At 69.3% G+C, this 12283-nt stretch carries 9 protein-coding genes; 4 read left to right on the top strand and 5 right to left on the bottom strand.

Features of this window, described 5'->3' with window-relative positions; genetic code table 11:
- Window positions 1-6: 6 nt before the first annotated feature.
- On the bottom strand, window positions 7-1764 hold the full coding sequence (locus tag ACYVF6_RS23510; protein WP_460524650.1) for a metallophosphoesterase: 1758 nt from the start codon (window positions 1762-1764) through the stop codon (window positions 7-9).
- Window positions 1765-1825: 61 nt separating this feature from the next.
- Between ACYVF6_RS23510 and ACYVF6_RS23505 the strand changes: the two genes are divergently transcribed.
- Window positions 1826-2506 carry an acVLRF1 family peptidyl-tRNA hydrolase gene (locus ACYVF6_RS23505; RefSeq protein WP_460524649.1) on the top strand — a complete coding sequence of 227 codons (681 nt, stop codon included), beginning with the start codon at window positions 1826-1828 and terminating at the stop codon, window positions 2504-2506.
- Here the strand turns inward: ACYVF6_RS23505 and ACYVF6_RS23500 are convergent.
- Complete coding sequence (locus ACYVF6_RS23500; RefSeq protein ID WP_460524648.1) at window positions 2475-3389, bottom strand: LLM class oxidoreductase; 915 nt, start codon at window positions 3387-3389, stop codon at window positions 2475-2477. The two genes, ACYVF6_RS23505 and ACYVF6_RS23500, sit on opposite strands and share 32 nt — an antisense overlap.
- 262 nt (window positions 3390-3651) lie before the next feature.
- On the bottom strand, window positions 3652-4605 hold the full coding sequence (locus ACYVF6_RS23495; RefSeq protein ID WP_460524647.1) for a hypothetical protein: 954 nt from the start codon (window positions 4603-4605) through the stop codon (window positions 3652-3654).
- 180 nt (window positions 4606-4785) lie between these two features.
- Between ACYVF6_RS23495 and ACYVF6_RS23490 the strand changes: the two genes are divergently transcribed.
- Together ACYVF6_RS23490 and ACYVF6_RS23485 are read left to right on the top strand one after the other, a co-directional pair.
- On the top strand, window positions 4786-6597 hold the full coding sequence (locus ACYVF6_RS23490; RefSeq protein WP_460524646.1) for an ABC transporter ATP-binding protein: 1812 nt from the start codon (window positions 4786-4788) through the stop codon (window positions 6595-6597).
- Window positions 6598-6607: 10 nt separating this feature from the next.
- Window positions 6608-8440: a hypothetical protein gene (locus tag ACYVF6_RS23485; RefSeq protein WP_460524645.1), complete on the top strand. Its 1833-nt coding sequence runs from the start codon at window positions 6608-6610 to the stop codon at window positions 8438-8440.
- Window positions 8441-8612: 172 nt separating this feature from the next.
- Here ACYVF6_RS23485 and lpdA read toward each other — a convergent pair whose 3' ends face one another.
- Window positions 8613-10016, bottom strand: a complete 1404-nt coding sequence (lpdA, locus tag ACYVF6_RS23480) for a dihydrolipoyl dehydrogenase family protein (RefSeq protein ID WP_460524644.1) — start codon at window positions 10014-10016, stop codon at window positions 8613-8615.
- Window positions 10017-10110: 94 nt separating this feature from the next.
- Between lpdA and ACYVF6_RS23475 the strand changes: the two genes are divergently transcribed.
- Window positions 10111-10518, top strand: coding sequence for an MmcQ/YjbR family DNA-binding protein (locus ACYVF6_RS23475; RefSeq protein ID WP_460524643.1), 408 nt, complete (start codon window positions 10111-10113; stop codon window positions 10516-10518).
- Here the strand turns inward: ACYVF6_RS23475 and ACYVF6_RS23470 are convergent.
- The gene (locus ACYVF6_RS23470) at window positions 10436-12169 is read right to left on the bottom strand and encodes a hypothetical protein (protein WP_460524642.1); all 1734 of its coding nucleotides are present in this window, start codon (window positions 12167-12169) and stop codon (window positions 10436-10438) included. The genes ACYVF6_RS23475 and ACYVF6_RS23470 overlap by 83 nt on opposite strands.
- Window positions 12170-12283 lie beyond the last annotated feature (114 nt).

Genomic DNA, 12283 nt, shown 5'->3' with positions numbered 1-12283 from the left:
CGTGGTTCAGGACGGCTTCTCGACCACGATCGGCGGCTCGACCAGGTGGGTACGCGGCTCCTGCACCGGTGCGATCCAGGGTGCGTCCACCGGGTCGTCGGGTGCGGCCCGCCAGTGTTTGGAGACCTTGTCGACCGCGACGGGGTAAATCGTGAGCGAGCCGTCGCCGCTGATGCGCATGCGCAGGAAGCTCTTGGAGTCTTCGATGTTCTGACCCGCGAACAGTTCGTTGATGTTGATCGAGAACCGGCCGGCGACCAGGAAGTACAACGCGACCAGCTCGGTGCCCACCACTGCTGAGATCGGGCCGTAGATGCCCGCGGCCAGGAGGACTCGCCAGACCCAGTCGAGGTCCGCCGAGGGCAGGGCGTTCCAGAGCAGGCTGCCCAGGAGGCCGAGACCGATGTGGGCCAGCCCGTGAGCGGTGCCAAGCGCTCGGTTGAGCCACACCCGGCGGCCTCGGCCGGCCAGGGCGATCGTGCTCACCAGGACGAACGCCGACATGCCGACCGACGCCGCGGTCAGGAGGTGTTCCTGGCTGGACACGAACGCCAGCATCAGCAGCGTGTGGATCACGCCGATCGCCGCGTCGAAGCCGGGGTTGCGCGCGACCAGTCGCCAGAAGACGCCCAGGCTGAACCGGTTCGACTCGCTCTTGGACGGATAGGTCTCCTGCAGGTGGTACTTCTTCGGCCGGCTCGCGCTGCGGGCAGTGGCGTCGGAGGCGGGAGTGGAGATCTCCTCGGGCAGCTGGTCGGTGCCGTAGAGGAACGCGCCACCACCGCCACAGGTGACCAGGTGCGTGGGCGCGGTGCCCGCACCGGTGTCGGTGTTGCCCGGATCGGGAGCACCGGAGTCCAGGGGCACTCGCTTGTAGCGGGCGTAGTGGTGCAGGTCTCCGGTCAGCAGCACCGAGCAGGTCGCGCCGGTCGGCTGGATCACCCGGCGCAGGAAGAAGTCGATCGGGTCGTAGGAGCCGGGGGAGTCCTTCTGCTTGACCCAGCCGGGCTGCGGCAGGCAGACCAGCACGCGGTCGCCCGGCCCGAGCCGGCGGGCGACGTCGGCGAAGTACTCCATCTGCGGATGGTCGATGTAGGCGGAGATCTGCGTGTCGACCGCGAACAGCCACCAGCGGTGGGGCAGCTGCAACGCGAAGTAGCTGCGCGCCTGCTGGGTGCGCCATCCACCGATCCAGCCGTCCTTGGCGAACACCCGCAGAAAGGCGGTGAGCCCGTCGTACCAGTCGTGGTTGCCCGGCAGGGCGTACAACGACGGCGGTTGCGCAGGCGGCGTCGGAAGCGCCGAGCGATAGGGCCCGCGGAAGCGGTTTTCGTAGGCCTGCCAGCTCGGCGTCGGATAGACCTGGTCGCCGCCCATCACGAGCACCTGGCCGCGCGGCAGGGTGCGGACCTCCTCCGAGTCCCGCGACTCGGCGACGTCGAGGGAGGGCTGGGCCAGCAGCCACGCCATGGAGTACGTCGCGTCGAAGCCGTCGCCCAGATCGCCGATGTAGTCGAACCAGAAGTCGCCGTCGCCGTTCTGGGTGCCGGAGTGGTCGTGCACGCGCGACGGGAGAACGCCTTGCAGCTCGCGCTTGTCGAGGTAGGCGCCGAAGAACTCCGCTCCGAGCACCCGGACGGCAGTGGAGGTCAGCAGTGGCGGTGACAGCCAGCGGACCGGCCGGGCGGGGTGGAACTTGATCTGGTCCGGCTGGAGGCTGGTCGGTCGCGGGCGGGCCGGCTCGGGCGCAGGAGTTTCGGACATGATGTCTGCAGGTTACCGACCGCCGCTGGAACAGCCGAGAGCTTTGGACATACTCCTACTCATGTTTGCCCAAAAGGACCTCACCGTCGGCGCCGAACGGATCGGCCGTTGGCTGTCCGGCTTCGAGGAGCGCCACGGCGCGACGACCTACGCGGCGGAACCGTCGGTCGTCGTCGTGACGGCGGCCGACGGCTCGGTCGCCGAGGTCGAGGTCCCGTACCCACCGCTCGAGGTCGACAGGGCACTGCCGTACGGCGGGTTGCTCGAGCATGCCGGACGCGACCGCAAGGTCGGCGTGCTGCTGGTGCGAAGAGGTGGGTACGCCGCCGGCGTCTTCGACGGCAGCGCGCTGGTCGCCTCGAAGGTCGGATCGCGTTTGGTACAAGGCCGGACGGCGGCCGGCGGCTGGTCGCAGCAACGCTTCGCGCGTCGCCGGGAGAAGCAGGCCAGGGAGGCGTTCGAGGCGGCCGCCGAGGTCGCTGCCAACGTGTTGCTTCCGCACGCGGCCGAGCTCGACGCGCTGGTGCTCGGTGGTGACAAGGCCGCGACCCAGCAGGTGCTGGAGGATCCACGGCTGGCGCGGCTCAGGGAGCTGGTGGCGGCGACGTTCCTGAACGTCCCGGATCCGAAGCTGGCGGTACTGCGCGAGACGCCGAAGCAGTTTCGCGTCGTACGGATCAAACTCAGCGAGGCCGGCGGTGTCAGCGATGTCAGCGGGGCACAACCGGATGAGCGGCCCTGAAGTCGGCCACGGCCTCGGCCACCAGGTCGATCCCGGCCCGGTCGGTGCCGTCGACCCAGCAGATCACCTCCGACATTCCCTCGGCCTGCCAGGCCGAGAGCGCGTCCGAGATCGCGAGCGCGTCGCCGGGTAACGGCGTGCGCCGGGTGTCGGGAACCGCATCCTTGCCGGGATAGGCGATCCGTACGCCCACGCTGCGCGCCAGTGTGGACGGATCGCGGCCGATCGACTCGCAGATCCGGCTGAGCTCGGCGTTGGTGTCCACGAAGTCCTGCTCCGGCCGGCCGTACCAGGCGAGGTTCCAGGCGTCTGCCAGCTCGGCCGTCAACCGCAGCATGCGCGGCCGCCGCCCTGCGACCAGGATCCGGGGCACCGGCCGGCCCGGCCGCTGGCGTACGGGCGCTTGGTGAATGGAGTGGAACGGACCGGCGTAGGTGTCGTGCCCGTAGCGGAGCATGCCGCAGATGATCCGCAGCGAGTCGGCGAAGCGCCCGGCGCGGTAGTCGAACGGCACCCCGAACGCCCGGAACTCCGGACGATGCCACCCGGCGCCGAGCCCGAGCACGAGCCGCCCGTCGCTGACTTCCTGAAGCGTGTCGGCCATCCGGGCCAGCACGCTCGGCGGCCGGAACGCCGTGCAGAGCACGAGTGTGCCCAGCCGGATCGTCGTGGTCGCCTCGGCGAGCGCGCACAGCACGCTCCAGGCCTCCCACGGCGATCCGATCGCGTCGTCAGGATCGAGCCCCAGCAGGTGATCCGCGAACCACACGGTGTCGAGCCCGGCGGCCTCGGCATAGCGCACCAGGGCCCGGATCTCGGCGTACGACTGTGGTACGCCGGGACCCGCCAGCTCCGCCAGCGAAACAATCGCGCCCACCTGCATGCCAGCAGGATAGACCCGGAAACCGCCGAAACAGTGGGCTTTCCGCAGTACGTTCTCCGGGCGTGGTCCAGCCGGCGGGGATCGGCAGCCTGGCCAGGGCCTAGGCGATCTGTTCCAAGGGGTCGCCGGTCAAGCGCGCGGCGCATGGCGCCGCGCTGGCAAGGCGGAGGAGGAGCCAGGAGGGGCCTCCGGCGATCGACGACAACGCAGCCAGCGTGGATGCCAGGCGTCGCGCGTCAGGCGACCCCTTGGAATAGATCGTCTAGGGAATCTCGCTGGGATCCACGTCGGTGGTGGTGGCGTTGCCTCCGACGGTCGGCTGCAGGCCGATCTGCTGCACGGTCGTCTGGACGTAGCCGCCGCCGTAGACGGTCTTGAAGACCGCGATGTCGTCGAACTTCTTGAAGCCGCAGTTGCGTGTGAACGACTTGGACCCGGCGTCCCAGTCCTCACCGATGGAGTAGTAGATGGTGTACGAGCCGTCCTTGACACCCTTGACGGTGAACTTGGCGCCGCTGCGGACGTAGACCGTGAACGCCGCGCTCTTGCCCTTGGCCAGCGTGATGATCGTGTCGCTTTCGGTGCCGTTGTCGATCTCGAGCCGGCCGCGGCCCGACCGGTTGCCGGGGCGAACGAACGTGCCGTTGCTCAGCCGGCGGTTCTGCGCCTTGGGGGTCTTGGGTACGGACAGCTGGACCGTGATGCCGGCCGAGCCGAGCCCCTTCACCGCAGCCGGCAGCTGGCTGAAGCTCTCGAGCCCGCCGAGGCTGGACAGCACCGACGAAGGCGCGCAGAGCTCCTTGTCGCCCACCGACTCCTGTACGCCGGACAGGTCGGTCACCAGCTGGTTGAGCGACTCGATCAGTGCCGCGTGTTGGGTGGTGGCGTTGTCGGGTGGACGGATCGCCTGCAGGGCGGTGATCGCATCGCTGGCGGCCGACGTGGTCTGGGTGAGCTGCTTGTCGACTCCGGGCAGCCCCTTGCCGGCCGGGATCGCCGCGAGCGCGGTGGCCAGCGGCTTGATCGCCGTGGCGACGTCGGCCTGGTAGTCGTTCGGGTCGACCGTGGGCGTGGGGGTGGCGGTCTTCGTCGGCGAGCTGCTGGCCCCGCCCGTGGAGTCGCCAGGATCGTCGGAGCTGCAGGCGACCAGCCCACCGAGCGCCAGCACCGCTCCGAGCGCCATCACCACAGGTCGCCGCATTGCCCGAGTTCGCACGCTGCCGTCCCTTCCTGTCACCCCACGTTCGGCTGGGACCATCCTAAGGTTTGGGCCGGCGCTATATCGGTTGCGCAAGCCTTTCGAGCCCTGGAACGATCGCGCCCAGCCGACGTTACGCCGACGAGAGGAGGTGGTGCCCCATGTGCCCGACTACAGCCACGTGCCTTGGAGGCCACCTTGTCCACCCCTTCCACCGTCAGCTCCCCTCGACCGTCTCTGGCTAGATCCGCCCCCGCTGTCACCCGCATCCTGCGGGAGCTCGCGGCCTACCGGCTGCGGATCGCCTTCTATGTTCTCCTGCTGGTCGCCGCCGCGGCCGGCGGAGTCTGCGTACCCCTGCTCACCCAGCGCCTGATCGACGACGGCCTGGTCCCGCGTACCGGCGAGGTCGTGGTCACGATGTCGGTCGCGATCCTCGCCGTCGGGCTGGCCGGTGCCGCCGCCCGCTCGGCTGGGGGAGCCTTCGGGTTCCTGATCGGCGGGCAGCTGGGCTTCGACCTGCGCGTCCGGCTCTACCGCCACCTGCAGAGGATGCCGCTCGCGTTCTTCGCGCGATCCCAGTCCGGAGCCCTGCTGAGCCGGATCTCCACCGACGTGGTGGCCGCTCAGGGCCTGCTGCAGATGTTCTTCGGCACGCTGGTCGGCAACCTGGTGGCGGCGGGCATCGCGGTCGCCGCCATGGTCGCGCTCGACCCGCTGCTCACCCTGCTCGTACTGGCGTTCGCGCCGCTCCTGCTCGTGCCCGCCCGGTTGTTCTCCGGGCGCCTCCTCGGCTATGGCCGCCTCCAGGCGGAGGAGTCCAAGCGGATGATGGCGCACCTGACCGAGCGGCTGAACGTCGGCGGTGCGCTCACCGGCCTGGTGTTCGGGCACCGCGAACGCGACCTGGCCGCCTTCTCCGAACGCGCGGCCGCCTCGCGCGACGCCTGGGCCGGTCGGAACGTCATGTTCGCCAAGGCGGAGTCGATGGTCGGCGTGCTCGGGATCTGCGGATACGCCGCCGTCACCCTGGTTGGCGGACTGGCCGCGGTACGTGGCGCGGCGACCGTCGGAACCGTCGTCGCCCTTGTGGGCTTGGTCAGGCTCGTCTACGACCCACTGGTGACGATCGTGCAGCGCGGGCTGGACCTGACCTCCGGTCTGGTCGCGTTCGAGCGGGTCTACGAGGTACTCGACCTCGAACCCGCGATGCCCGAACCCAGTCACCCGGTGCGGTTGTCGCGGGCGACGGGCAGAGTGGAGTTCCGGGACGTCTGGTTCCGCTTCCCGGAACCGGCCGAGGTCACGTTGCCGTCCCTGCTCGCCGATCCGGCGGAAAGCTTTACGGCCAACGCGGATCGGCCGGTCTGGGCGTTGAGAGACGTGAGCTGGACGGCCGAGCCGAGCACGATGACAGCCGTCGTGGGTCCGACCGGTGTCGGCAAGACGACGTTGACGTCGCTGGTGTCCCGGTTGTACGACCCCACGCGCGGCTCGATCCGCTTGGACGGCGTCGACCTGCGCGACCTGTCGGCCCACGACCGGTGGTCCGCGATCGGTGTCGTGAGCCAGGACGCCTACCTGTTCAACGACACGCTCGCTGTCAACCTCCGCCTGGCACACCCGGACGCGACGCTCGACGAGCTGCGAGACGCGTGCGAACGCGCTCAGCTCGGAGACTTGGTGGACCGTCTGCCCGACGGCTTCGACACCGTGGTCGGGGACCGAGGGTACCGGCTCTCGGGTGGCGAGAAGCAGCGAGTCGCCCTGGCCAGGGTGTTCCTGACCGGCGCCAGGGTCGTCGTCCTCGACGAGGCGACCGCCCACCTCGACACCCAGACCGAGGCAGCTGTACAAACCGCGCTCGCTGAGACGCTCCGAGGCTGCACGCTGATCGTCGTAGCACATCGACTCACCACGATCCGGGGCGCTGACCAGGTCCTGGAGGTGAACAACGGCACGGTAACCGCCCGCAGGGAAACTCGGTCGGGAGGGCCGATATCAGCGTAGGCTCTCGAAGGTGGGATTCAGCAAACAGATCCGCGGCGCGATCCTCCCGTTCCGCCGCTGGCTCGGTGACCGTACGCACACGGTGCACATCGACACCGCTGTGGATATGGTCGAGCTGCTCCTCGAACTCAAGGTGAACTATCTCGATCCCGATCCGTTCGCCTGGCCCCGAGGAGAGATCGAACGTCTGCTGCTGTCCGTCGTCCCACGCAGGGTGATCGACGGCGACCCGTCCGACGGCTCGACCGCGGCGTCGCTCGGCACGTTCCTGGAGTTCCTGTACGAAACAAAGCGCTTCGGTGGCGAGTCGGCGCCCTATCACACGTTGCTGCTCGAGCTCGCCGCCTCGGCCGAGGAATATCCCGACCTGATGGGCCGGCCGGTCGCGGGCCCGATGCTCGACGCGGTGCGCGACAGCGACGGCGTGCTGCGCGAGCTCGACCTCGACACCGGCACCTACGACTCGGACGACACCGACGACTCGGACGACACCGGCGAACTGGACGAGGTGAACGCCGAGATCGTCAGCCAGATCATCGGAGGTGCCGCCGACCTGCCACTCGTCCGGCTGGCGTCCGACGCCGACCTGGCCAAAGCCGCGCGTGACGCGCCCGTCTTCGCTTCGCTGCGTGCGCTGCTGAAGGCGGTCGGCACCGGGCGGCGGGTCACCAAGACCGAGGTACTGACGCTGGCCGACGCCAAGGCGGTGATCGCGGAGCTCGGGCTCGACCGCGACAGTACGACCGCCGAGTTCAAGAGCGCGCGCGAGGTCGACTCCCTCGACCGGCTCTGGACGATCGCGCTCGAGGCGCAGCTGCTCGAGCTGCGTGGCCAGCGCGTCGTGCCGGGCGTACTCGCCGACAGCCTCGACGGCCTGGAGGACCTCGAGCTGGTCGAGGTCTGGCAGACCATCGCCGACACCGCGCTCGGCTGGTGGGCCAACCGGCTCTGGCCGCCGCAGCTCGCGCTCGCGCTGCACTGGATGCTGCTGCACGCCTACACCACCCGCCAGCCGGTGGCGTTCGCCGACGCGATCCGCCGGGTCGAGCACCACGAAGGCCCCCGCTGGGCCGAGCGGGCCGGCCCGCGCTCGCCGGAGATCGTGCGGGCCCAGGACCGGGCCTACCTCACGATCCTGCGCACCGCGGGTGAGCAGTTGGAGCACGTCGGATACGTCGAGCTGCACGGTGACGCGCTGCGCCTGACCCGGCTCGGCGACCTGGCCGTGTCGTGGACGCTGGAGTTCCTCGGGCTCGACCCGCCGACCATGGGCCCGGCGGAGGACATCGGCGCCGAAGACCTCGTACACGCCTGGCCGACCCTCCCGGAAGACGACGCGCCCGCGCTGCTCCAGGAGTGGGTCGGCACCCGCGGTGCCGCCTCGGCGGTCGCCGCACTGCTCGACGAAGCGGCCAGCGCGCCCGTGCCCACGCATCGGGCGCTCGCGCTGATGATCGCCGAGCAGGTCGGATCCGACGGCGTGGTCGACGCCTATCAACGCGCGCTTGACGTACCCGCGCTGCGTCCGTACGCCCACAACTGGTTGTTCCGGCACGGGCACGCCGACCAGCCCTACGCCCGTCCCGAGGACCGGGCCTACATGATCATCGACGAGCTCGCCGGCATGATCGGCCTGGTCGGCGACCACGGTGCGGCCGAGGGCCTGGCCGAGATGGTCGACACCGCCGAACAACTGAGCTTCCTGGCCGGTGTCTGGCAGTGCGAACATCCCGACCTGGTGACAGTGCTCACCGCGATCGGCGACCTCCACGACGACGCCGCGGTACGCAAGGCGGCCAAGAAGTCGCTGTTCAAGGCACGCACCCGCTCGGTCAACGCCTGACCGCGGCCTCACTCACTCAGTCAGCCGGCCTTGGCCGAACCACCTGCTCAGCGCGGTACGCAGCTGGGTCTCGTCGCCCTCGGCCCCGGCCCGTTCGGCGGCCCGATCGGCAGGTCGGCACCCAGAACACGACTGATGAGACTCCCAGCGGGCACGTTTCTGCGAAATGGGGCTAGAAGTTGATCATGTGGCCGGCCAGGCCGTGCACGGCCTCCTTGACGGCCTCGCCCAGGGTCGGGTGGGCGTGGACGTTGCGGGCCACCTCGTGCACCGTGAGATCCCACTGCTGGGCCAGCGTCAGCTCCGGCAGCAGCTCGGTCGCCTCCGGGCCGATGATGTGGCCGCCGAGCAGCTCGCCGTACTTCTTGTCGCTGATCAGCTTCACGAAACCGCCGGAGTCGCCGAGGCCGTGCGCCTTGCCGTTGGCCGTGAACGGGAACTTCACGACCTGCACGTCGAAGCCCTGCTCGCGCGCCTGCTCCTCGGTGTAGCCGAACGACGCGATCTGCGGCTGGCAGTAGGTCGCCCGCGGGATCATGATGTAGTTGAGCTCCATCGTCTCGGCGTTGCCGATCGTCTCGGCGGCGATGATGCCCATCGACTCGGCCGCGTGCGCCAGCATCAGCTTGGCGGTCACGTCGCCGATCGCGAAGATGTGGGGGACGTTGGTGCGGCAGCGCCCGTCGACGGCGATCGCGCCGCGCTCGGTCAGCTCCACGCCGGTGTTCTCCAGGCCGTAGCCCTCGACCCGCGGCTGGAAGCCGATCGCCTGCAGCACCTTGTCGGCCTCGAGCACCTGCTGGCCGTCCTTGGACGACACCGTGACGCGTACGGACGAACCGGAGTCGTCGATCGCCTCGACGCGAGTGGAGGTGAGCACGCTGATCCCGAGCCGCCGGTAGCGCTTGGCCAGCTCGGCCGACACCTCGGCGTCCTCCAGCGGCACCATCCGGTCAAGGAACTCGACGATCGTCACCTGCACGCCGTAGTTGTGGAGGACGTAGGCGAACTCGACGCCGATCGCACCCGCGCCGGCGATGACGATGCTGCGCGGCAGCTGCTCGGACAGGATCTGCTCTTCGTAGGTCACCACCCGCTCCGACAGCGACGTGCCGGGCAGCAGCCGGGTGCTGGCACCGGCAGCGATGATGACGTTGGAGAACGTCACGGTCTCGGAGCCGCCGTCGGCCAGCGCGACCTGCAGCGTGTTGGCGTCGGTGAACGTGCCGCGTCCCTCGAACTGCGTGATCGCGTTCTTCTTCATCAGGAAGTGGACGCCCTTGACCCTGCCGTCGGCGACCTTGCGGCTGCGCCGGAACGCCTCGCCGTAGTCGAAGCTGACCTGGCCGTCGACCTGGATGCCGAACGTCTTGGCCTCGTGGTTGAAGATGTGTGCGAGTTCGGCGTTGCGCAGGAGGGCCTTGGACGGGATGCAGCCGACGTTGAGGCAGACACCGCCCCAGTAGCGTTCCTCAACGATCGCGGTGCGCAAGCCGAGCTGAGCCGATCGCACGGCCGCGGTGTATCCACCAGGACCGGCGCCAAGGACAACGACGTCGAAGTGCTGTGTGCTCACAGCTCAAACCCTAGGACGTCGAGGCAAGCCGCCGGACGCCTGGGCATCGTCGCAGGTCCGGGAGCGTCGGCGGGCGCGCGAGTACGATCCGTCCATGGCGAGTTCCGATCCGCTCGACAACCTCCGTCAGATCTGCCTTGCGTTGCCCGAGGTCACCGAACGGCTGAGCCACGGCGAGCCGACCTGGTTCGTGCGCGGCAAGAAGACGTTCGTGTCGTACTCCGACCACCACCACGGCGGCCCGCTGGGCTTCACCTGCGCCGCGCCGGAGGGCGTGCAGCAGCTGCTCGTCGCCAACGAGCCCGAGCTGTTCTACCGGCCGCCCTACGTCGGTCACCGCGGGTGGATCGGTGTCTACCTCGATGCCGGCCCGGTCGACTGGGACCGGATCGCGGAGCTCGTCGAGGACGCCTACCGGGTCATCGCGCCCAAGACGCTAGTTGCGCGGCTGTCGCAGCCTGCAGCTCCTCCGAGACCGGGCGACCAGCCGGCCGGTACGTGACGCAGATCAGGCCGGGCTCCTCCGGACGGGCGATCAGCCAGTTCGTCCGCTCGGCCTTCGCCCACCCCTGGTTGTGGTTCTCCCAGTCGAGGTGATGGACGAACGCCTGCACGTCCAGGTCGATCGTCGCCGAGGTGCTGAACGCTCGATCCGACGCGGCCGGCGGATTGACCACCTCGATGCCACCCGTGCTCTCGATCACGAGATCGCCGGCCCGCACCCCGGCCGGATCGAGCAGCGTACCGCCGTCGTCGCCGAACGACAGCGAACCGGTGCCGCTCAGCCCGTCCACGCCGGGGAGCTTGCGGGCAGGCACGCCGGTGGCGTACGGAAGGCCCGCGAAACAAGGCCCTCGCACCGCGTCGGCGTCGTAGGCGATCAGCATCCGGACCGCGGAGCCGTCGAGCAGGAACCTCGTGCGAACGCCTGGCTGGGAAGGAAATCCGATGCCGCGCCACCCGTCGCCGATGCACTGGATGACCTCGGTTCCGGCCGCCGTGAGGAGGTACGGCACCTGCTCGGCCGTGAACACCACGGACGTGTCGCCGTCGCGTTGCTTGTACGGCGTGGTGCTCTCCGCGAGCTCGCCGCGATACCACCTCGACTGGTCTTCCAGCTGCCAGATCGTCATGTACGCGAAGTGGCCGTTCGGCAGGTCCGGATGGTCGCCGACGTTGTAGAAGTACGAGAGTCGCTGCTCGCCGAGGAAGCGGCCGAGGTCGCTGCGCAGCACGCCGCTGTAGGCCCGCAGTCCGAGCACCGCTTCGAATCCCGCGTGCTTCTCGAAGTGCCGCGGCCCGCCGTAGTCGAACCCGCGGGCCGACAGCCGCAGGTCGAGGTAGCGCGCCATCTCCAGCCCGTCGTCGTAGAAGACCTGCTCCCCGCTCACCAGGTAGCCGGCGTAGACGAACGACAGCCCGATCGAGCCGTAGTTCTGGTCGAAGCCGGAGGAGTGCTCGCCGAAGTAGGACAGCCCGCGGTCGGTCTCGCGATGCGGCCGGAGCACGTCGAGGTAGACGCGCATGGCGTCGGCCCTCAGCCGGTCGGCGTCGGCGGCGCGGCCGAATCGCCTTAGCTGGTTGGACACTTCGAGCAGCCCGACGACCGCGCCGATGGCCTGGTTGTCGGCGTCCTGGATGTTGAACTCCGAGACGGTGGTGAGCCAGGTCCAGTAGCTCTCGCCGAGCGCGAACAGCGCGTCGCGTTGCTCGTCGGTGAGCAGGTCGTCGCCGTACTTCAGTACGTTGCCGGCCTGCAGCAGTGCCCAGGCCGTCGTCGGCCAGTCGCCGAACGCGGAGGCCGCCGGATCCTCGACCTGGTAGGGCGCGTAGGCCTCGCCGCTGCCCGTACGCCGCAACCAGCGTTCGTAGCCGGGGTTGTCGTCCCGGTAGACGCGGTTGGCGAGGAACCAGTCGATGCTGCGGCGGAACGGCTCGACCAGCCTTGTTTCCTTGCGATCCGACCGCTGCCACGCGAACGCGACGAGCGAGGAGACGCCGAGCGAGTTGTCGCCGATGTCGTAGACCTGCCCGGGCACTTCGAACGAGCCGTCCGGGCTCTGGTTGGCGAGCACGCGGTCGATCGCCGCAGCGAGGACGCGGTCGTAGTCGGTCGGAACGTCGTGCAGGTGCACGCCATGGGTCGAGATCACGGGCATCAGGCTATGGCGTCGACGAAAGGAAAGGCGACGTGGCGGTCCGGCAGACCCAGCCCACTAGATCCCTGCGAAGCCCGGACCGCCACGTCGCGCGCACTACCGTAGCGG

This window comes from Flindersiella endophytica, from assembly GCF_054779015.1.
The sequence above is the reverse complement of the archived record's forward strand: the minus strand, read 5'-3'. Positions and strand labels throughout refer to the sequence as shown.

Coding starts and splice junctions, on each gene's coding strand:
- ACYVF6_RS23510 (WP_460524650.1), bottom strand. CDS start 1,764: ATGTCCGAAACTCCTGCGCCCGAGCCGGCCCGCCCGCGACCGACCAGC.
- ACYVF6_RS23505 (WP_460524649.1), top strand. CDS start 1,826: ATGTTTGCCCAAAAGGACCTCACCGTCGGCGCCGAACGGATCGGCCGT.
- ACYVF6_RS23500 (WP_460524648.1), bottom strand. CDS start 3,389: ATGCAGGTGGGCGCGATTGTTTCGCTGGCGGAGCTGGCGGGTCCCGGC.
- ACYVF6_RS23475 (WP_460524643.1), top strand. CDS start 10,111: ATGGCGAGTTCCGATCCGCTCGACAACCTCCGTCAGATCTGCCTTGCG.